This is a genomic window from uncultured Adlercreutzia sp. (genome assembly GCF_958431955.1).
Lineage (GTDB): Bacteria > Actinomycetota > Coriobacteriia > Coriobacteriales > Eggerthellaceae > Adlercreutzia.
Window position 1 is genome coordinate 17710 of the sequence record NZ_CAUASN010000009.1, and the last position, 19654, is coordinate 37363.

General features: G+C 68.4%; 19 protein-coding genes and 1 other RNA gene. All 20 read right to left on the reverse strand.

Features of this window, described 5'->3' with window-relative positions:
* Positions 1-16 precede the first annotated feature (16 nt).
* A complete protein-coding gene (rho, locus tag Q5064_RS04325; protein ID WP_302962579.1) occupies positions 17-1951 on the reverse strand; it encodes a transcription termination factor Rho in 1935 nt (644 codons plus the stop codon).
* On the reverse strand, positions 1948-2634 hold the full coding sequence (locus Q5064_RS04330; RefSeq protein ID WP_302962581.1) for a transaldolase family protein: 687 nt from the start codon (positions 2632-2634) through the stop codon (positions 1948-1950). Before Q5064_RS04330 ends, rho begins: the two co-directional genes overlap by 4 nt.
* A 252-nt stretch (positions 2635-2886) precedes the next feature.
* A complete protein-coding gene (gene hisI / locus Q5064_RS04335; RefSeq protein ID WP_302962583.1) occupies positions 2887-3210 on the reverse strand; it encodes a phosphoribosyl-AMP cyclohydrolase in 324 nt (107 codons plus the stop codon).
* Between the two features lie 9 nt (positions 3211-3219).
* Positions 3220-3984: an imidazole glycerol phosphate synthase subunit HisF gene (gene hisF / locus Q5064_RS04340; RefSeq protein WP_302962584.1), complete on the reverse strand. Its 765-nt coding sequence runs from the start codon at positions 3982-3984 to the stop codon at positions 3220-3222.
* A 154-nt stretch (positions 3985-4138) separates the two neighbouring features.
* A complete protein-coding gene (hisA, locus tag Q5064_RS04345; protein ID WP_302962586.1) occupies positions 4139-4930 on the reverse strand; it encodes a 1-(5-phosphoribosyl)-5-[(5-phosphoribosylamino)methylideneamino]imidazole-4-carboxamide isomerase in 792 nt (263 codons plus the stop codon).
* A gap of 44 nt (positions 4931-4974) precedes the next feature.
* Complete coding sequence (hisH, locus tag Q5064_RS04350) at positions 4975-5649, reverse strand: imidazole glycerol phosphate synthase subunit HisH (RefSeq protein ID WP_302962587.1); 675 nt, start codon at positions 5647-5649, stop codon at positions 4975-4977.
* A 2-nt stretch (positions 5650-5651) separates the two neighbouring features.
* Entirely contained in the window at positions 5652-6242 is a 591-nt protein-coding gene (gene hisB / locus Q5064_RS04355; RefSeq protein WP_302962588.1) for an imidazoleglycerol-phosphate dehydratase HisB, read from the reverse strand.
* A gap of 14 nt (positions 6243-6256) precedes the next feature.
* Positions 6257-7354, reverse strand: a complete 1098-nt coding sequence (gene hisC, locus Q5064_RS04360; RefSeq protein WP_302962590.1) for a histidinol-phosphate transaminase — start codon at positions 7352-7354, stop codon at positions 6257-6259.
* Positions 7347-8723, reverse strand: coding sequence for a histidinol dehydrogenase (gene hisD / locus Q5064_RS04365; protein ID WP_302962592.1), 1377 nt, complete (start codon positions 8721-8723; stop codon positions 7347-7349). Before hisD ends, hisC begins: the two co-directional genes overlap by 8 nt.
* A gap of 19 nt (positions 8724-8742) precedes the next feature.
* On the reverse strand, positions 8743-10461 hold the full coding sequence (gene hisG, locus Q5064_RS04370; protein WP_302962594.1) for an ATP phosphoribosyltransferase: 1719 nt from the start codon (positions 10459-10461) through the stop codon (positions 8743-8745).
* 303 nt (positions 10462-10764) lie between these two features.
* The gene (locus tag Q5064_RS04375; protein WP_302962596.1) at positions 10765-11628 is read right to left on the reverse strand and encodes a LarC family nickel insertion protein; all 864 of its coding nucleotides are present in this window, start codon (positions 11626-11628) and stop codon (positions 10765-10767) included.
* Between the two features lie 11 nt (positions 11629-11639).
* Positions 11640-12404, reverse strand: coding sequence for a nickel pincer cofactor biosynthesis protein LarB (larB, locus tag Q5064_RS04380; RefSeq protein ID WP_302962598.1), 765 nt, complete (start codon positions 12402-12404; stop codon positions 11640-11642).
* A 197-nt stretch (positions 12405-12601) separates the two neighbouring features.
* Complete coding sequence (locus tag Q5064_RS04385) at positions 12602-12985, reverse strand: MerR family transcriptional regulator (RefSeq protein ID WP_302962600.1); 384 nt, start codon at positions 12983-12985, stop codon at positions 12602-12604.
* A gap of 155 nt (positions 12986-13140) precedes the next feature.
* Entirely contained in the window at positions 13141-13752 is a 612-nt protein-coding gene (gene rdgB, locus Q5064_RS04390; RefSeq protein WP_302962602.1) for an RdgB/HAM1 family non-canonical purine NTP pyrophosphatase, read from the reverse strand.
* 32 nt (positions 13753-13784) lie between these two features.
* On the reverse strand, positions 13785-14693 hold the full coding sequence (gene murI, locus Q5064_RS04395) for a glutamate racemase (RefSeq protein ID WP_302962603.1): 909 nt from the start codon (positions 14691-14693) through the stop codon (positions 13785-13787).
* A complete protein-coding gene (locus Q5064_RS04400; RefSeq protein WP_302962604.1) occupies positions 14686-16551 on the reverse strand; it encodes a L,D-transpeptidase family protein in 1866 nt (621 codons plus the stop codon). Before Q5064_RS04400 ends, murI begins: the two co-directional genes overlap by 8 nt.
* 309 nt (positions 16552-16860) lie before the next feature.
* Positions 16861-17241, reverse strand: a transfer-messenger RNA (tmRNA) gene (ssrA, locus tag Q5064_RS04405).
* Positions 17242-17361: 120 nt separating this feature from the next.
* A complete protein-coding gene (bsh, locus tag Q5064_RS04410) occupies positions 17362-18315 on the reverse strand; it encodes a choloylglycine hydrolase (RefSeq protein ID WP_302962605.1) in 954 nt (317 codons plus the stop codon).
* 132 nt (positions 18316-18447) lie between these two features.
* Positions 18448-19071 carry a hypothetical protein gene (locus Q5064_RS04415; protein WP_302962607.1) on the reverse strand — a complete coding sequence of 208 codons (624 nt, stop codon included), beginning with the start codon at positions 19069-19071 and terminating at the stop codon, positions 18448-18450.
* A gap of 111 nt (positions 19072-19182) precedes the next feature.
* On the reverse strand, positions 19183-19650 hold the full coding sequence (smpB, locus tag Q5064_RS04420; protein WP_302962609.1) for an SsrA-binding protein SmpB: 468 nt from the start codon (positions 19648-19650) through the stop codon (positions 19183-19185).
* Positions 19651-19654: the final 4 nt, after the last annotated feature.

Below are 19654 nucleotides of genomic sequence, written 5' to 3' on the forward strand. Positions count from 1 at the left end.
AGTGAACCCGTTTCCTTTACAGCTCGAAGTTGTCGTCGGAGCGGCCCTGCTGGGTCTGGGCCTTCTTCGCCGTGCGGATGAGGAACTCCTGGTTGGAGTTCGTCTGCTTCAGCGACTTGATGAGCATGTCCATGGCGCGCTCGGTGGAGTTCGTGTTCGACAGGATGCGGCGCACGGCCCAGATGAGCGGCGCCTCCTGGCCCTCCAGCAGCAGCTCCTCCTTGCGGGTGCCCGAGGAGATGGGGTCGATGGCCGGGAAGATGCGGCGGTCGGCCAGGTTGCGGTCGAGCTTGAGCTCCATGTTGCCGGTGCCCTTGAACTCCTCGAAGATCACCTCGTCCATCTTCGAGCCCGTCTCGATGAGGGCCGAGGCCAGAATGGTGAGGCTGCCGCCGTTCTCGATGTTGCGGGCGGCGCCGAGGAAGCGCTTGGGCGGGTAGAGCGCCGTGGAGTCCACGCCGCCGGACAGGATGCGGCCGCTCGCGGGCTGCGCCAGGTTGTAGGCGCGGGCCAGGCGGGTGATGGAATCCAGCAGGATGACCACGTCCTTGCCCTCCTCCACCAAGCGCTTCGCCCGCTCGATGACGAGCTCGGCCACCTGGATGTGGTTCTCGGAGGGCATGTCGAAGGTGGAGGAAACCACCTCGCCGCGAATGGAGCGCTCCATGTCGGTGGCCTCCTCGGGACGCTCGTCGATGCCCAGGTACATGAGGTGCACCTCGGGGTTGTTGGCGGTGATGGCCGCGGCGATGTCCTTCAAAACCGTGGTCTTGCCGGCCTTCGGCGGCGACACGATAAGGCCGCGCTGGCCCTTGCCGATGGGCGCCGTCAGGTCGATGACGCGGGCCGTGGTGGTGTTCTTGCCGTGCTCCATCCACAGGCGCTCGTCGGGGAAGATGGGCGTGAGCTCGGAGAACTTCGGGCGCAGGGCCATAAGCTCCGGCGCGCGGCCGTTCACGGCGGTCACCTTCTGCAGGGCGGCGAACTTGTCGTTGGGACGCGCCGGGCGGGTGATGCCGGACACCATGTCGCCCTTGCGCAGGCCGTTCTTGCGGATGGTGGCGAGCCCCACGTAGATGTCGTTCTCGCCGGGCAGGTAGCCGGAAGTGCGCAGGAAGCCGTAGCCGTCGCCCATGATGTCGAGCACGCCGGTGACCTCGGTGAAACCCTCGGCCTTGCAGGTGGCCTCGTACACCGCGTCCACGAGCTCGGCCTTCTTCAGGCTCGCGCCGTCGACGCCCAGCTCGGCCGCCTTCGCGCGCAGATCGGCCACCTTGAGCTCGGCCAGCTCTTCCTTGGTCACGGAAGGCTGCGGCTCGCGGTTGCGGTTCTCGTGGCGCTGGCGGCGGTTGTTGCGGTCGTGGTTGTTCTGGCTGTTCTTCTTGCCGTTGCCCTGGCCGTTCTTGCCCTGGCCGCCGTTCTGGTTGCTCTGGCCGTTCTGGCGGCGCTGCTCGGCGCGGGAGTCGCCCTCGCCGCGGGTGTGCTTGCGCACGACGGCGGTGCGGTTCTGGCCCTTCTTCGAGGCGCCCTCGCCGGCCTCCTCGGCCTTGGCCGCCTCTCCGCTCTTCACATCATCGGCCGCAGGGGCCTCGGTGCCCTCGGCATCAGCGGCCTTCTTGCGCGGGCGGCCCCGACGGGGCTTCTCGGCCTCATCTGCGGAATCCCCCGCGGCCTCTGCCGGTGCCGCAATCTCGGCGTCGGCCTTCTTGCGGGTGCGCCGGGGTTTGGGGGCCTCGGCATCGGCCGCGGGAACGGCCTCGGCCTCAGCAGCATCGGCCTTGGCCGTGCGGCGGCGCGTCGTCTTCTTCGCCGGCGCCTCGGACGCTTCAGCCGCGCCCTCGGCAGCCGCCTCATCGGCGGCCTTCTTGCGCGGACGGCCGCGGCGGGGCTTCTCGGCCGACGCCTCCAGGGCGTCGGCAATGGTCATCTGGTTCTCCTCGGCCTCACTCATGCGTTCTGAACCTTCTCCCAGTCCTTAAGGAACGACTCCAGGCCGCGATCGGTCAGCGGGTGGGACACGCACTTCTTCAGGATGCCGAAGGGCACCGTGGCGATGTCGGCGCCCATGAGCGCCGCCTGGGTCACATGGTTGGCGCTGCGGATGGAGGCGGCGATGATCTCGATCTTCTCGCCGTTGACGGTATCGGCCGCGAAATCGTAGTTGCCGATGGCGGTCACCACGTCCTCGAGCTGGGCCAGGCCGTCCTCGGAGATGTCGTCGAAGCGGCCCACGAACGGCGAGATGTAGCGGGCGCCGGCACGGGCGGCCAAAATGGCCTGGGGCACGGTAAAGCAGAGCGTCATGTTCACCGGAATGCCCTCGTCGGCCAGCGCGCGCGTGGCGGCCAGGCCCTCCACCATGGTGGGGATCTTCACCACGACGTTGGGGGCGATCTTCGCCAGCTCGCGGCCGTCGCGCACGATCTCGTCGCGGGTCATGGCCACGGACTCGGCGGACACCGGGCAGTCCGGCCCCACGATGTCACAGATGCGCTTGATGTGGTTATGGAAGTCGTCCAGCTTGCCGCCGATGCGCGAGTACAGCGTCGGGTTGGTGGTCACGCCCGCGAGCGCGCCCCAGCTGGCGGCTTCCTCGATCTCGGCGAGATCGGCCGTATCCAGGAAAAACTTCACGTTCATCCTCCTTCTTGAGGTTTACAGACATATGGGGATCGGCATCCGAACCGAAGGCGGTACGCACCGAAAAGCCCAGTCCGCGAGAACGTTGAGAGATAGGATACGGAAAAGGGGGAATGAAAACGAGGTGCACGCCTCTGATGCAAGTTCAGAGCTGGAATCATAGTAGCGCAACTTTTCCCGCCGTACAAGAAAAACCAGCGAGCGCGCGTAATTTCCGCTATCCGCGAGGGTTTCGGAGAAGGCGCCTCACTCCCCCGTAAGCGAGCGGTAGAAGCAGGTGCGCGCGCCGGTGTGGCAGGCGGGCCCGGCCGGATGCACGAGGGCCAGCAGCGTGTCGGCGTCGCAGTCGTAGCGCAGATCCACGAGCTTTTGGGTGTTGCCGCTCGTCGCGCCCTTGTGCCACAGCTCGCGCCGGCTGCGGGACCAGAACACGGTCTCGCCGCGCTCCAGGGTAAGCGCGAGCGATTCGGCGTTCATCCACGCCATCATGAGCACCTCGCCCGTATCGGCATCCTGCACGATGCAGGGAATGAGCCCCGCCTCGTTGTATTTCAGTTCGGGAAGATTCACAGGCTCCTCCTACAGGCGCACGGGAATGCCCGCAGCGCGCATGGACTCCTTCACCTGGCGCACGGTGAGCTCGCCGAAATGGAAGACGCTCGCGGCGAGCACCGCGTCGGCCTCGCCCTCGATGATGCCCTCGGCGAAGTGCTCCAGCTTGCCCACGCCGCCGCTCGCGATGACCGGGATGTCCACGGCCCGGGCCACGCTGCGCGTGAGATGGCAGTCGAAGCCGTCGCGGCTGCCGTCGCGGTCCATGCTCGTGAGCAGGATCTCCCCCGCGCCGCGCCGGGCCGCCTCGCGCGCCCAGTCCACCACATCGATACCGGTGTTCTTGCGGCCGCCGGCCACGTAGACCTCCCACTTGTTGGGGTTGCCCGCCACCGCCTTCGCGTCGATGGCCACCACGACGGCCTGGGTGCCGAAGGCCCGGGCCGCCTCCTCGATGAGCGCCGGGTTGGCCACGGCCGCCGAGTTCACCGACACCTTGTCGGCGCCGGCGGCGATCATGCGGCGGATATCGGCCACGCTGCGGAAGCCTCCGCCCACGCAGTAGGGCAAATGCAGCTCGGCCGAGGCATGGCTCGCGAGTTCCACCGTGGTGGCCCTATCGTCGCTCGTGGCCGTGATGTCCAAGAAGATGACCTCGTCGGCCTTCTGCTCGTCGTAGGCCCGCGCGAGCTCGATGGGATCGCCCGCATCGCGCAGGCCCACGAAGTTCACGCCCTTCACCACGCGCCCGTCCTTCACGTCCAGGCAAGGTATCACTCGTTTTGTCAGCATGGTCTTTCCAACCTGTCCGCCCACGCGATGGCGGACGTCTTGATTCGCTCAGACAGTCCTCGCTTTGTGGAAATGCCCACAGGGCATTTCCAGTCGCTGCGGAACTCGCTCGGTCAAGGCATCCGCCATCGCGCGGGCTGCTCTTCCTTTTCTGCTAGGCTTCCAAATCCTCGATGGTCAGCGGGCGCTCCTCCGCTTCCAAAGCATCGCTCACCTGGTAGGTTCCCTGGCAGGCGGCCACGCCGTCGGCCACCGAGAGCGTTCCCTCGTAAATGGCGCGGCCGGCGATGACGCCCTCCACCGCGTCGGCAATGGGCGCAAGTGCCACAATGTCGGCCGCGGTGGCTATGCCGCCGGACACGATGACCGGGTTGCGGAAGGCCTCGGCGACGTCCGCGTAGGCATGCGGATCCACACCGGTCTGCATGCCGTCGCGGGCGATGTCGGTATACACGATGTGCTCATAGCCCAAGTCGGCCATGCGCGCCGCCAGATCCAGCGCCGGCATGCCGGAGCCCTCGGTCCAGCCGGCCACGGCGGCCTCGCCGGCCTTCGCGTCGATGCCGGCCACGAGCGCGTCGGGGCCGAACTTCTCGATGGCGGCCTGGGCGAAGTCGGGGTCGCGCACGAGCGCGGTGCCCAGAATGACGCGGGTCGCCCCCGCGTCCAGCAGGCGATCGGCCGCCTCGAGCGAGCGCACGCCGCCGCCCACTTCCACGGAAAGCTTCGTGCGCGCCAGGATGCGGCGCACCACCTCGATGTTGTCGGGGTTGCCCGACTTCGCGCCGTCGAGGTCTACCACATGCAGCCACGTGGCGCCGTCCTCCTCGAACAGCTGGGCCTGCAGCGCCGGGTCGTCGTGGTACACGGTGACGGCGTCGTAATCGCCACGGGCCAGGCGCACGGCGCGACCGTCCAGAATATCGATAGCGGGCAAAAGGTACATGATCGGCTCCTTCAGAGGATTGCTTGACGGGAATGCTTCCGCGCTCAGTTTCCCACGACGGCGTCCGCGCGGGGCGCCGTGCGGGCAACGGTTACGAAGTTGGCGAGCATGCGCGCGCCGGCATCCGAGCTCTTCTCGGGGTGGAACTGCACGCCCCACACGGGGCGCCCCGGCACCTGCACAGCACTCGGGAACGTCACGGAGTGCACGGTCTCGGCCACGGTGGCCGCGCTCGCCGGCGCGGCGAAGCTGTGGGTGAAGTAGAAGAACTCGCCCGGCGCCAGCCCCTCGAACAGCGGGTTCGGCTCGGCAAACTCCACCGAGTTCCATCCCACATGGGGCACCTTGTAGGCACGCCCGGCCGCATCCACACGGGGCATAGCATCCACCGTGCCCGGAATGAAGCCAAGGCCGCGGGGCAGGAGGCCGCCTTCGGGCGCATGCTCGGTGCCGGCATCGAACATGAGGTGCATGCCGAGGCAGATACCGAGGAAAGGCGCGCCGGCCTCAACCACCTCCACGATGGCCGCGCGCTGGCCCAGCGCATCCAGCGCGGCCGCCGCATCGGCAAAGGCCCCCACCCCGGGCAGCACGAGCGCGTCGGCGGTGCGGATGACGGCCGGTTCGTCGCTCACGACGACCTCGGCCCCCGCGCCCGCCAGCCCCCGCTCCACCGAGAGCAGATTCCCCTTGTGATAGTCCACAACGACGATGGCCATGGCTACAGGCACCCCTTCGTGGAGGGCACCTCGCCGGCAAGGGCCGCATCGATGGCCACGGCCTGGCGCAGGGCGCGGCCTGCGGCCTTGAAGGCGGCCTCGAAGATATGGTGCACGTTGTCGCCGGCCTGCTGCCGCACGTGCAGGGTAATGCCGGCGTTGGCGGCCAGGGCGATGAAGAACTCGCGGGCCAGCTGGGTGTCGAAGTCGCCCACCATGCCGAAGGGCACCTCCACGGCCCAGTGCAGCTGCCCGCGCCCGGAGATATCGAGGGCCGCCAGCACGAGCGCCTCGTCCATGGGCACAAACGCGCTCCCGTAGCGCGTAATGCCGGCCTTATCCCCTAAAGCCTCGGCCAGCGCCTGGCCGATCACGATGCCCGCATCCTCCACCGTGTGGTGGCCGTCCACCTGCAAGTCCCCCGCCACGCGCACCGCCAGATCGATGCGGCCATGACGGGCAAACGCCGTGAGCATGTGGTCGAAAAAGCCGATGCCGGTGCTCACCTCGGCCCGGCCGCTGCCGTCCAGGTTCACCGTCACCTCGATGTCGGTCTCGGCCGTGGCGCGGCTTACCGTCGCCGTCCTCTCCATGAGCGCTCCTTCCCTCACACCCGCGCCGACCGGGCGCGGGCCTGGCCCCGCTCGGCCGTAAAGGCCCGCAGAAGCCGGATGAACTCGTCGTTCTGCTCGGGCGTGCCGATGGTCACGCGCAGGCAGTCCTCCAAAAGCGGCGTGGACGAGAAGTCGCGCACGAGCACGCCGTTGTCGTACAGATAGGCCCAGGCCTCACTCGCATCGTCCATGCGGAACAGGATCCAGTTGGAATCCGACGGCCACACGCGCACGCCGACCGTGGTGCGCAGCGCCTCCATCACGCGCCCGCGCTCCTCGATGATCTCGCGGATGCCGGGCTCGAAGCGGGAGCGGTTCTCGTAGACCACTTCCCCGATAGCCTGGGACACCGCGTCCACCGAGTAGGGCTGGCGCACCTTCACGAACTCGCGGATGACGCCCGGGTTCGCCAGAATGTAGCCGAGGCGCACCCCGGCGAGCGAGAACGCCTTCGAGAACGTGCGCAGGATGACCAGGTTCTCGTGGGCGGCCAGAAGCGGGCGGCAGGTCTGGCGGGAGAACTCGAAGTAGGCCTCGTCCACCATCACGAGCGCATCGGTGGCATCGAGCAGCCGCTCGAGGAAGTCCTGGGGGCAGCGCAGGCCCGTGGGGTTGTTCGGGCTCGCCACGATGACGTAGTCGATGTCGCCCTCGGCCAGACGCTCGAAGGTCGCCTCCTCGTCGATGGCGAAGTCCTCGGTGCGCGCGATGTCCACCACCGTCGTGTTCGTAAGGCGCGCGTTGGCCGCGTACACCGAGAACGTGGGCGGGAAGTTCAGGCAGGTGCGCCCCGGCCCTCCCCAGGCGAGCGCCAGATCGAACAGGAGCTCGTCTCCCCCGTTGCCCAAAAGCACGCAGGAGCGATCGAGCCCGTTGGCTTCGGCGATCATGTCGCGCAGCCCGTTGGCGAGCGGATCGGGGTAGCGGTTGAAGGGCACCTGGGCGATTGCGCGGGCAATGAGCTCGCGCAGCTCGGCATCCACGTCGCGCGGGTTCTCGTTGGCCGAGAGGAACGCCCGGGCCGGCAGGTACTTCGGGTCGTAGGGCTCAAGCCCCTCAAGCTGGGGAGCCGCCGCGCGCACCCTATTCATCGGCCCCGTCCTTCGCAGCCTCGCCCGCATCCACGCCCGCCGGAGCCGAGGCGCCGGCCACGCTCGCCTGCTCGGCGTCCAAGAGCGCGCGCAGGCGCAGGGCCACCGACTGGGCGTGCGCCCACAGTCCCTCGTGGGTGGCGATCTGCACCACGGCGCGGGCGTCGTGCTTCAGAGCCGCCGGCGTGTACTGGATGATGGAGGACTTCTTCACGTAGTCGTCCACGGAAAGCGGCGAGGCGTAGCGGGCCGTGCCGCCGGTGGGTAGCGTGTGGTTGGGGCCGGCCACGTAGTCGCCCACGGCCTCGGGAGTCCACTCGCCCAGGAAAATCGCGCCGGCGTTGCGGATGGAGCCGAGGTATTCCATCGCGTGGGCCACGTGCATCTCCAAATGCTCCGGGGCGATGACGTTCACCGCCTCTAAGGCCTGCTCCATAGAGGTGCACACCACGATGAGGCCGTGGTCGTCCAAAGAGGCGCGGGTGATGTCGGCGCGAGTGGTGCGGGTCATGTGGTCGGCGATGGCCGCCTCCACCTCGTCGGCATAGGCGTCCGAGAACGTGACCAGGTAGCAGGCCGCCAGCGGGTCGTGCTCGGCCTGGGCCATGAGATCGATGGCCACCATGGCAGGCTCGGCGGTCTCGTCGGCCACCACGCATACCTCGGAGGGGCCGGCGATCATGTCGATGCCCACGTCTCCCGACACGAGCTTCTTCGCCGCGGCCACGAAGGCGTTGCCCGGGCCGGTGATCTTGGCCACGGGGCGGATGGTCTCGGTGCCGTAGGCGAGCGCCGCCACCGCCTGGGCGCCGCCCACCGTGTAGATCTCGGTCACGCCGGCGATCTTGCAGGCGGCGAGAACCGTGGCATCCAGCGTGCCGTCCTTGGTCGGCGGCGTCACGCACACGATGCGCTCCACCCCGGCCACCTGGGCCGGCAGGGCGTTCATGAGCACCGTGGAGGGATAGAGCGCCCGACCGCCCGGCACGTAGATGCCCACCGAGTCGAGCGGGGTCACCTTCGAGCCCACGATGGCGCCGTCTTCCCGGGCGAAGAACCAGCTCTGCTGCTTCTGGCGCTCGTGGAAGTCGCGGATCTGGGCCGCGGCGTGCTTGAGCGCGTCGATGGTCTCGGGATCGCAGGAGGCCACGGCCTCATCGATGGCGCTCTCGGGCACGCGGAAGTCGTCGATGGCCACGCCGTCGAACTTCTCGGTAAGCGCGCGCAGGGCCGCATCGCCCTCCTTTCGCACCTGCTCGATGATGGCGGTGGCCGCCGTGAGCGCGCCGGGGTTGAAGGCGCCGGTGCGGTCGATGAAGTCGGGGGTGAACGGCTCCAGGGGCTTCAGGTCGATGCGTCGCATGGTCATGGGTTTCTCCTTCGGTAGGTTAGCGGGCGGGATGTACCGCGCCGGCGATGGGCGCGTAGGTGTGCTTCGGGGCATTCTCGGCCAGGGCGCGGGCGAGGCCCACGATGCGCTCGTCGGTGCGCAGGGCGCAGCCGTTGGCGAAGAAGCGGGCCGTGGAGGCCAGCACCTCCTCGACGATCTCCAGGTTGTTCTCGGCAAGGGTGGTGCCCGTAGCCGTGATGTCCACGATGCGCTCGGCGAGGCCCACCATGGGGGCCAGCTCAACGTTGCCGTGCAAATACACGATCTCCACCTGGGTGCCCGTCCGCGCGAAGTGCGCCCGGGTGATGGAGGGGTACTTCGTGGCGATGCGCATGCTGCCGAGCTTGCGGTAGCGATCCTCGATGGCGGCGCTCGTTCCGGCCGACTCGGCCACCACGAAGCGGCAGCCGCCGAAGCGCAAATCCACGAGCTCCACTACGTCGGCGCCCACTTCCAAAAGCGAGTCCTTGCCGCAAATGCCGCAGTCGGCAGCGCCCAGGGCCACGAACACCGGCGCGTCGGAGGGCCTCACGATGATGTAGTCGACCCCCGGGTTCGAGATGACGAGCGAGCGGCCCGGCGCGTCGAGCCCCGTGGTGTCGAGACCCGCCTCGGCCAGACACGCGATGGCCTCGGCGTTGAGCGAGCCCTTCGGAACGGCGATGCGCAGCGGGCGCGTGGCCGCATCGGCGGGAAGGTCGGCCTCGGCGGAGGCGGCGGCCATGGCCTGTTCCAGGTAGAAGGCAAAGCCGGCGGCCGGCCGGTCGGTACCGTAGGCGCCGATCATGCGATCGTAGCGCCCCCCGGAGCCGAGCGGGGCCCCCAGATGGGGCGAGGCGGCCTCGAAGACCATGCCCGTGTAGTAGTTGAACGAGCTCACCACTGAGAAGTCCACGAGGATCCGCTCGCCGAGGCCCTCCCCGACGAGCTGGTCGTAGATGGCCTGGAACTCGTCCAGATCGGCCACGCAGCCCAAAGGCGACACGAGCGCGCGCACCTCGTCGATGGCCTCCTGGCCGCCGCGGATGCGGGCGAGGCGCGCGATGGCGTCGGCGTAGGCCGGGGCCGCGTTGCCCGGCTCGGGCACCTCCGCCCCGTCCTCGGGCCTCACACCCACGGCCGCGGCGCAGAGGCGGTCGAGCGCCACGAAGTCGGAGTCGTGATAGGCCTCGAGCACCGCCGCCTTCCACGGCTCGGCGCCCCCGGAGCGCTCGAGGAGCGCCCGCAGCACGCCCACCGTGGCAAGCCCCAACGTGAAATCGCGCACGCCGGCGAGCACGAGGGCCTCGGCGAACAAGGCGATGATCTCGGCATCGGTGCCGGGCCCCGCCTGGCCGATGCACTCCACGCCGCACTGGGTGAGCTCGCGGGCGAGCGCCTGGTTGTCGGTCTCGGTCTCGCGGAAGACGCGCTGGGTGTAGCGGAAGCGCAGCGGACCTTCCTCGGCGGCCATGCGCGTGGCGCAGGCCCGGGCGATCTGCAGGGTGACATCCGGGCGCATGGCCAGCAGATCGTCGTGGGAGTCGAAGAACTTGAAGGGGGATGCGGGCATGCGCCCTCCCGCCCTCATGACGTCCATGACCTCCAGGGTGGGAGTCTCGATGGGCACATAGCCGCGCGCGGCGAACAGGTCTGCCACCGCTCGGGTGATGGCCTCGCGGGCGAGCGCCTCCTCGGCGAGCACGTCGCGGAAGCCCGATGGGGTCACTGCGTTCACGAACCGTTCCCTTCCCGCGCCGGCGGGGCCGGGCGCGCTGCGTTCCTTACGAAATCCCTCACATTATCCGCTTTCGCGGCGCGCCTGCGCACCGCAGCGGGCGAAAGGCGAATTATCGACAGAGACGCGCCGGGCGCGCCCGCGGGGACGCGATGGCCCGGCCGCGTCGCAAGGGCACGACGACCGTGCCGCGTCGCGGGGTGCCGCAGGGGCATGACGGACGCCCAAAGGCGCGCGGGCCGATGGCTCAGCTTCTGCCGATACCGTTACTTTATCACAGTAGAGTACTAAAGCAATAGGTTTTTACGCGAGCGGTTCGATGATCATGGCCCGCAGGATGCCGGGGGTATCGTAGGCCCGCTTGCCCGCGCCCATGCCGACCCGTCGGATGACGAAGCGCTCGGGCAGCGCGTCGGCGGTGCGCAGCGCTCCGGCCACCGCGGCCCCGGTGGGCGTGACGAGCTCCCCTTCCACCTCCACCGGCGTCAAGGGCAGCCCGCAGGCCTCGGCGATGAAGGCCGTGGCGGGCGCCGGCACGGGAATGAGGCCGTGCTGGCAGCGCACCGTGCCCGTGCCGCAGGGCAGATCGGCCACGACGACGCCGTCGGGCGCCAGATCGTCCACCGCCGCGGCGATGGCCACGATGTCGGCGATGGAGTCCACGGCCCCCACCTCGTGGAAGTGCACGTCGTCCAGGGCGACCCCGTGGGCCCGGGCCTCGGCTTCGGCCACGAGGGCGAAGATGCGCCGGGCGATGTCCTTGGCGCCCTCGGTCATGGCCGCGCCCGCGATGATCGCCTCGATCTCGCGCGGCCCCCGGTGATGATGGGCGTGGTCGTGCACGCGGCCATGGTCGTGTCCATGCCCATGATCGTGCCCGTGCGCGTGCCCATGATCGTGCGCGTGGTCGTGGTTGTGGTCGCGTCCGTGCAGATAGACCATGTCGTGGTCGTGGTTCTCGTGGGCCTCATCGAGCACCACGTTGAAGTCGCACACGTCCAGGCCCGACTTCCTCACCCGTGTGATCTCGACGGAGAAGCCCTCCACCTCCAGGCTCTCGAGCGCCGCGCGCACCACCTCTTCCCGCGCGCCGGCGTCCAGCAGGGCCGCTGCGGCCATATCGCCGCTGATGCCCGAGGTGCATTCCAGATACAGAAGCTTCGTCATGTTCGCGCCTTTCACGCTCGCGCCTGGCGCGAGTTCAAATGGTTGATGGCGCTCGCCTGGAAGGCGGCGCCGAAGCCGTTGTCGATGTTCACGACCGATACGCCGCTCGCGCACGAGTTCAGCATGGCCAGAAGCGCCGCGATGCCCCCGAAGGAGGCCCCGTAGCCCACCGAGGTGGGTACCGCGATGACCGGGCACGACACCAGACCGCCCACCACGCTGGCGAGCGCCCCCTCCATGCCCGCCACGGCCACGACCGCCCGGGCCGCCCCGAGGGTGTCGGCGCAGTCGAGCAGGCGGTGGATGCCGGCCACGCCCACATCGTAGAGACGATCCACCTCGTTGCCGAGGAACTCCGCCGTGAGCGCCGCCTCCTCGGCGACGGGCAGATCGCTCGTGCCGGCGGCGGCCACCACCACGCGCCCGTCGCCGTCGGGCGCGGGCATGCCGCCGAAGACGAGCAGCCGCGCCTCCTCGTGAAACACAAGCGGCACCGGCCGGGCCGCCAGAGCCGCCGCCAACGAGGACGAGCCCGCGACCCGACGCGCCGCCTCGCGCTCTTCCCAGGCCGCCGCCACCGCCCGGGCCTTCTCGGCGCTCACCCGCGTGGCCAGCACCCGCTCCTGACCGCCCCCGATGAGCGCCGCGGCGATGGCGGCGATCTGGGCGGCGGTCTTCCCCTCGCCGAAGATCACCTCGCCCGCCCCTTGGCGGGCCGCCCGATCGAGGTCGGGCCGGGCGAAGTCGAGGACGGAACCGCTGCAATCGATATCCACGGGGCGTGCCTTTCTTCCCAGCGAACCATATCGGCCGCACCGGCCGATCTTGTCGCAGCTATGATAAAGGTTGGAGTTGACTCCATGTCCAGAAAAGAACAGAGGACGGGGGAAGCAAACCGAAAGAACAGAGCAAAACGCCCCGGGATCCGGGGCGGGAAGCGCGGGGATGCCGAGGCCCTTGCGGAAGCCGCGTTCTACTCCTCGGGGCGCAGGGCCCGCTCGCTGTCGGCCATGATGTCGTCGTAGTGGTCGATCTTGTACTGCAAGCGCTCCAGGGCGCGCTCCAGATCGGCGATGCGCTCGCGAATGGCGACGCTCTGGCGGGCAAGCAGCTCCTTGCGGGCCTCCCGCGTGCCATCGCCCTGGTCGATGAGCTCCATGTACTCCACGAGCGACTCGATGGACATGCCGGCGTCGCGCATGCACTTGACGAACTCCACCGCGTTGCAGCTGGCCTCGTCGTAGTCGCGGATGCCGCTGCTGTTGCGGGGCACATGGCGCAACAGGCCGATGCGCTCGTAATAGCGCAGCGTATCGGTGGAGACACCGTAGCGCTTGCTGACTTCCGCGATCTTCATCTGGTCCCTTTCAACGCAGGAGCTGCATTCAGCCACTCTCGCAGACTGCTTGTCAATTAGACCATATGGAGTAGGCTATAAGTCAAGTCCCGCAGGCTCAGAATCCTCCGAATACCTCCCGTCCCTCCCTGAGAGACGGGCGCGCCCGGGTGTGCCTACGCCCCCGCCAATTTGTCGCGCAGAGCGCGCAGGGCGCATCCCCGATGCGAGATGGCGTTCTTCTCCGCCTGGCCCACCTCGGCCAGGGTACGTTCTCCGCCGAAGGCATCGGGGAAGAACAGCGGGTCGTAGCCGAAGCCCTCCTCGCCGCGCGCCTCGCGGCCAATGGAGCCCTCTACGGTGCCGCGGGCCACCGTCTCGGTGCCGTCCTCGTCGATGAACACGAGGGTGCAGGCGAACCGGGCCGTGCGCTTCCCGTCGGGCACCTCCGCCAGCTCGGCGAGCAGCTTCGCGTTGTTGGCCGCGTCGTCGCCGTCGGCGCCTGCATAACGCGACGAGTACACGCCGGGCGCGCCGTTAAGCGCGTCCACCTCGAGGCCCGAGTCATCGGCGAGCACCGCGCAGGCAAGACCCGCCGCCTGCGCCGCCGCGCGGGCCGCCGCGGCCTTGATGCGGCCGTTGCCCTCGAAGCTGTCGGCGTCCTCTGCCGGGTCGGAGACAAGCCCCGCCTCGGACAGCGTGCGGAACTCCCAGCCCTCGAAGTCGAGCGCCGAGCGGATCTCGGACACCTTGTGGGCGTTGTTCGTGGCGATGACGACGGTCTTCATGGCTCTCCTTCCGATGGCCGCGCGGACGGCCCCTAGGAAACGGTCAGTTCGGGCAGCTCCACGTGCTCCACCACATCCATGGGGCGGGCGAGCACGCGGCCGCCGAAGCGGCGGAACTCCTCGGTATCGGAGCCCGTCGTGAAAAAAGCGTGCACGGGCACGTTCCCCGGCCGGGCGAAGCTGCGGCGCCGGCGCAGGATGTGGTCCACGTCGCGGGCTGTCTCGTCGGCCGACGACACCAAAGTGACGGGACGTCCCACCACGCCGCCGATGAGCGCCTTCAAAAGCGGGTAGTGGGTGCAGCCCAGCACGAGGGTATCGATCTCGCAGCGGCGCAAAGGCTCCAGGTACTCGCGGGCGATCTCCTCGAATTCCGGGCGGATGTAGACCTTCGAGGCATCGGAGAGGTAGTCCTCGATGGGGCCTTCCGCCATCTTCAGCCCCAGCTCGGCGATCTCCACGAAGCGCGGCGTGGCCGTGGAGAACACGGTGATGCCCGCGTCGATGTGGCGGATGGCGTCGGAGTAGGCGTTGGATTCCACGGTGCCCTTGGTAGCGATGACCCCCACCCGCCGGTTCAAGGTGGTGTGGGCCGCCGCCCGCGCGCCCGGTTCCACCACGCCCACCACCGGCACCGGGAAGGCGCGCTGGGCGTGGGCGAGGCCGGCCGCGGTGGCCGTATTGCAGGCGATGACGATCATCTTCACGTCCCGGCCCAGAAGCCAGGTGCAGATCTGCTGGACGAAGCGGTCCACCTCGGCCTGGTCGCGCGGGCCGTAGGGGCAGCGGGCCGAGTCGCCGAAGTACACGAGGCTCTCCTCGGGCAGGCGCTTCTGGAGCGCCCGGGCCACCGTAAGGCCGCCGTAGCCCGAGTCGAAGACCCCGATGGGCCGGTTGTCGAAGGGCCCCGAGACGTCGGCGGCCGCGTCTTCCCTACTCATGGACGACGACGACATCGCCGACCTCGACCACCTCGTGAAGCTCCTTGGCCTTCTCGGGCGGCAGGTTCACGCAGCCGTGGCTGCCGTGGTCCTTGTACCAGTCGCCGCCGAACTCGGCCTGCCAGCCGGCGTCATGGAACCCGATGGAGTTGTCCTTGAAGGGCATCCAGAACTCCACCTCGGTCTCGTAGTCCTTCGAGCCGTCGGGCTTGTAGCCGCGCAGCACCGACTTGCCGTCGTTGGTCTTGATGTAGTAGACGCCCTGGGGGGTGTCGCGGCCGTCGGCGGGCAGCCCCGTCACGATGTCGCTCTCCCACAGAATGGAGCCGTCAAGATCGTAGAAACGGGCGTACTGCTCGGTCAGGTCCACGTCGATGTAGCAGGCGCCGAAGTCGCGGCCGTACTCGTCGGGGGCCTGGGCCGCCCGCTGCTTCATGGATATCTCCACCGTGCCGCCCGCGCCGCTCGTCAAGGCCTCGCGCACAGCCTCGGCCGTGGCCTCGCTGTCGGTGATCCACCCGTAGTCGCCGCCCTTCACGGTGATCTGCTTGCCGTCGGGGCGCTCGTAGGAGCGCTCGGAGCCGGTCGTGTCCATGGCGTTCACCTGCTCCTTCACCATGGCCACCAAAGGCTCCGGGTCGAAGGAGACGGACATGTCGTCGCCCAGGGTGATATGGGCCGCGATGGCGTCGGCGTTGATGGCCAGCCGCTCGACGCCCTCCATGGTGACGCTCACCGCCGCGCCCACGTACTTGTTGGCCTCCTCGGCCGCGGCCGCCAGGGCCGGATCGTCGGAGAGCACCTCGGGGCGCGCGAGCACCGCGTCGGTCAGGGTCACCTTCGGCGCGAAGTTCACCGTGCCGCGCACCACCTCGTCCATCACCTCGTCCACGAGCAGGGTGTTGCCCTCCTGCTCCGGCTCGATGACAAAGGCACCCTCGGCGGCGTCGTAGGCCACCGTGGCGTTCTTGGGGGCCACGCCGCGGGCGTTGGCGCGCTCCACGGCCGCCTGCAGAGTGTCGGCGAGCTTGGTCTCCTCGAAGGTGGACACCAAATCCTCGGTGTCGTCGTGGCTCTGGAATATCTCGTAGGGCCACGCCCAGGGGTTCATCTCCGAGAGCAGGCCGTCGGCGATGGAGGCGCTGTCCAGCGACATGCCCATGTCCGCGGCCGACAGCGTGAGGTCAAGCCCGTGGCCCTCCACCTTGAAGGTGTAGTCGCCGAGGAGCTGGTCGAGCATCTGGTGCACTTCCTCGGGGGTCTTGCCCGAGATGTCCATGCCGATGATGGAGCTGTTGGGGAAGAAGCGCCCCATGAAGATGAAGGCGCCCACCAAGTACACGAGCGCGATGACCCCCACAACCGACGCCAGGGCGATGCCGAACACCTTCAGCCCGCGGTGCCGCCCGCGCTCCGGCGGGTTGGGGTTCACCTGGTAGCTCGGCACGTAGCCGCCGGCGGCGAAGGACCCCGCGGGAGCCACCGCGCCGATGGGAGGCACCGGAGGCATGGCGCCCGACGCGCCGGGGGCGACCGGCGGCATCGCACCCGAGGCGGCGGGGCTCGCTTTCGGCATGGCCCCTGTCGAGCCGGGGCTCACGCGGGGCATGGCGCCCGAGGCGCCGGAGGCAACCGGCGGCATCGCACCCGAGGCGGCGGGGCTCACTTTCGGCATGGCCCCTGTCGAGCCGGGGCTCACGCGGGGCATGGCACCCGACGCGCCGGGGGCGACCGGCGGCATGGCGCCCGTCGAGCCCGTACGCGCGGCGTGGGCTCCCGCCGATGCCGCGCGGGAGGTCCGGCCCCCCGACGCCGCGCCCCTCTTCTTCCCGGTATGTTCCTTCTTGCTATTGGCCATATCGTGCTTCCATGGATGTCGTTTCGCTAACAGAGGGCCGCACGAGCCCTCGCCACTTGAGAGTTGTCCTATTATACGCTACTCGCGTCCCGCGGACCGCGCGTTGTTGCCCCTACTTTCACACAGATGGCCCCCGGCCGTCATCGCCGGCGCGAATTCTCCGCGGCCCATCCACGAAACTTACGCGATTTTCAGGAGTTTCCCCAGAACATAAGCGATTTTGTCAGAATATCGCGTCATCATGGACGCCGCCCCAAGAAAAAGCCCCTCCGGCCGGGCAGGTTGCCAGCCGGAGGGGCCGAACGGTTCTGGTGGAGGCGCGGAGAATCGAACTCCGGTCCATACTAAATCGTCCACGAGGCTCTACAAGCTTAGTCGGCGATCGGGCTTCGGAGCGGATCGGTTCGCCGACCAACGTGGCCGCTCCTAGTCGGTTCAGTCTTTCCCGCGGCCATACCGGCTACGTGCCGCGGGGCATTCCCCTTAAGTTGACGCCTTGCCCGGTTCGGGGAAACACCGGGGTCGGCGATCACCAAAAACTGCGGTTAGGCAGCCATGGCGGCCGGCATGTAGTAGCCGGTCTTAGAAGTGTTTTTGCCAATTAACTTGACGTTACCCCTGTTTAACGTGGCGAGGAGACCACGACCTGCTCCTCGTTTCGGACTTACCATGTCGAAACCAGTCGCCCCCAAAAGGGTATCGTCCCATTCTAGCGGCCGCGCCCTTCCTGTCAAGGGCAGCGCGGCCGCCGCGGTGCGGGAGCGGGCGACGCACGGCCGTCCGCCCCCGCCCCAGGCAGTGGGAGGGCGCCTACTGGGCCACGGTGATAAGCTCGGTGCCCGCCAGATCGTAGTCGTCCAAACACAGGCTGTGGCGCGCCGGCTCGTCGTAGGTGCACCAGTAGTAGGTGCGGCTCGCCGCCGAGTAGCAGTCGCTGAACATGGTGTACTCGTAGCGGCCGTCGCCCATCTTGCCGCCGCCCTTGCACATCGAGCAGCCCTCCAAGGTGCGGAACAGACGCGTCACGTTCGCGGCCTCGCCCTCCTCGGTCGGGTAGTTGGCGTTCAGGTAAGCGGCGCGCACGAAGCGGCTGGCCGGGTCGTAGCCGCCCGGGAAGCCCATCATGCCCGCGCCGGTGCCGAAGGCCTTCAGCGTGTCGCGGGTCCAGGTGACCGGCTCCGGATGCTCGTTGCTCACGTGCATGTAGTTGCGCACGTTCTCGACATGCCACGGGAAGGGCGGCTGGTTGGTCAGCACGTCCAGGCCGTCGTCGTACACGTGCATGCCGTCGGCCTGGCACTCGATGACGATGGACTCCTTCGCGTCGCCCACGATCCAGTGCAGCTGGGCCACGGCGTAGCCCTCGTTGGGGGCCTTGGCCACGAGCGTAACCTTCTCGAGCGCGGAGCGCAGCTCGGCCACGGTGGAGAACTGCGAGGCGATCCACAGCGGGAACTCGTAGACGGCCAGGTTCACGGCACCCTCGGCCGGGCCCTCGGCGAACTGGGCGTAGCCGGGGAAGTTCAGGCCGCCCACGGCGAGCCCCGCCTCGTTGCCGCAGTCGAAGTAGCACGGAGCGCCGTTCACCACGATGGCCGTGCCCACGCAGGCGTACTTCGGCTCGATGGTGCCGAGGAAGGGCGACGGGATGCGCGCGCCGCGCGGGGTGACCACGACCCCCTCGCCGTAGGACTCGCACCAGTCCAGATTGCGACCGAAGTACATATTGCCCTTGCTGTCAGAGAAGCGGACGCCTGTGCACATGATGATCTCCTAAGTCTCGGAAACAAAACGGGAGCGATCAGCCCGATCGCTCCCGCCCATGGTAGGCCCGCACCTCGCCTGCCCGCCGCCTGGGCCCGGCTCGGTTGCCGTTTTGACAGCGACGTGTCGCCGTTACCTTTTCTTCTTCAGAAAGCTGAGCGAGTCGGCGATCTCGTCGAAGGTGCCCTTCAGCTCCGAGGCCACGGCCATGCCGTCCTTGTAGATGGCGTTCACGTCCTTGGTGGCCGCCGCCACGCCCTCGCGGCTGATGCCGAGGTCGAACTCGCCGCCGTCGGAGGTGCGCTCCACGCGCACGCCGTCGTCGTCGTTGTCCTCGTCGACGTAGTAGTACTCCACCTCGTTGCCGTCCTCGTCCAGAAGCACGAAGCCGATCTCGTTGTCGAACTCGTCCACGATGACGGCATGCACATCGCCGTCCTCGATCTCCATCTCGATGACCTCGCTCTCCTCCTCCGGCTCTTCTTCCACGTGGTAGCCCTCGGAGTGCAGGATGTCGGCCTCCTCGTCGGCGGCCACGGCCTCTTCCACCTCTTCGGCGTCCCACCCGTCGTAGTCGGCCTCGTTATCGGTCATGAAGCTGTCGTAGGCGTGCTCCACATCGCTTTCCGCGGCATCCTCGCCGAAGATCTCGTCCTCGTCGTCCTCCGCGTCCTGAAGCTCGGTCTCCTGGTCGGTCCACTCGGCCTCGGTCTCGCCGGTCTCTTCCATGCTCTCAAGCTCTTCGTCCAGGCCCATGGCGTCGCTCCTTTTATCGTGTCCGTCCTTCAGCGGGGCGCGCGGACGCGCCCGCTATTTCATGATGCCACCCGTCGGCGTTAGTCGCACGCGGGCCGCGCTTTCGTTTCCCTACCGTGAACGCGCTTTCATGGCGCGGTCGATCTCGCGCTTCATATCGCGCTCCCTCATGGAGGCGCGCTTGTCGAAGAGCTTCTTGCCGCGGGCGAGCGCCAGCTCCACCTTCACGCGGCCATCGGCGTTGAAGTACATCTTCAGAGGCACGATGGCCAGGCCCTTCTCGGCCACCTTCGCCTCCAGGTAGCGGATCTGCTTCTTGTGCAGCAGAAGCCGGCGCTTGCGGTCGGGGTCGGGGTTGAAGATGCTGCCGTTGGCATAAGGCGGGATGTGCACGTTGTTCAGCCACACCTCGCCGCCTCGGATGAGCGCGAAGCAGTCGGTGAGCTGGCAGTGGTTGTCGCGCAGCGAGCGCACCTCGGTGCCCGTCAGCTCGATGCCGGCCTCATAGGTCTCCAGCACCTCGTAGTCGTGCAGCGCCCGACGGTTCTTCGCGATGAGCTTCTCGTCGCGCTTCGCCACGGCC

Excerpts from the sequence above, each read along its gene's own strand:
- hisF (WP_302962584.1), bottom strand. The coding sequence starts at position 3,984 with ATGCTGACAAAACGAGTGATACCTTGCCTGGACGTGAAGGACGGGCGC.
- rho (WP_302962579.1), bottom strand. The coding sequence starts at position 1,951 with ATGAGTGAGGCCGAGGAGAACCAGATGACCATTGCCGACGCCCTGGAG.
- Q5064_RS04415 (WP_302962607.1), bottom strand. The coding sequence starts at position 19,071 with ATGGGCCTGGACGAAGAGCTTGAGAGCATGGAAGAGACCGGCGAGACC.
- hisB (WP_302962588.1), bottom strand. The coding sequence starts at position 6,242 with ATGGAGAGGACGGCGACGGTAAGCCGCGCCACGGCCGAGACCGACATC.
- bsh (WP_302962605.1), bottom strand. The coding sequence starts at position 18,315 with ATGTGCACAGGCGTCCGCTTCTCTGACAGCAAGGGCAATATGTACTTC.
- Q5064_RS04385 (WP_302962600.1), bottom strand. The coding sequence starts at position 12,985 with ATGAAGATCGCGGAAGTCAGCAAGCGCTACGGTGTCTCCACCGATACG.
- murI (WP_302962603.1), bottom strand. The coding sequence starts at position 14,693 with ATGAGTAGGGAAGACGCGGCCGCCGACGTCTCGGGGCCCTTCGACAAC.
- hisD (WP_302962592.1), bottom strand. The coding sequence starts at position 8,723 with ATGACCATGCGACGCATCGACCTGAAGCCCCTGGAGCCGTTCACCCCC.
- Q5064_RS04400 (WP_302962604.1), bottom strand. The coding sequence starts at position 16,551 with ATGGCCAATAGCAAGAAGGAACATACCGGGAAGAAGAGGGGCGCGGCG.
- hisH (WP_302962587.1), bottom strand. The coding sequence starts at position 5,649 with ATGGCCATCGTCGTTGTGGACTATCACAAGGGGAATCTGCTCTCGGTG.
- rdgB (WP_302962602.1), bottom strand. The coding sequence starts at position 13,752 with ATGAAGACCGTCGTCATCGCCACGAACAACGCCCACAAGGTGTCCGAG.
- hisA (WP_302962586.1), bottom strand. The coding sequence starts at position 4,930 with ATGTACCTTTTGCCCGCTATCGATATTCTGGACGGTCGCGCCGTGCGC.
- hisC (WP_302962590.1), bottom strand. The coding sequence starts at position 7,354 with ATGAATAGGGTGCGCGCGGCGGCTCCCCAGCTTGAGGGGCTTGAGCCC.
- Q5064_RS04375 (WP_302962596.1), bottom strand. The coding sequence starts at position 11,628 with ATGACGAAGCTTCTGTATCTGGAATGCACCTCGGGCATCAGCGGCGAT.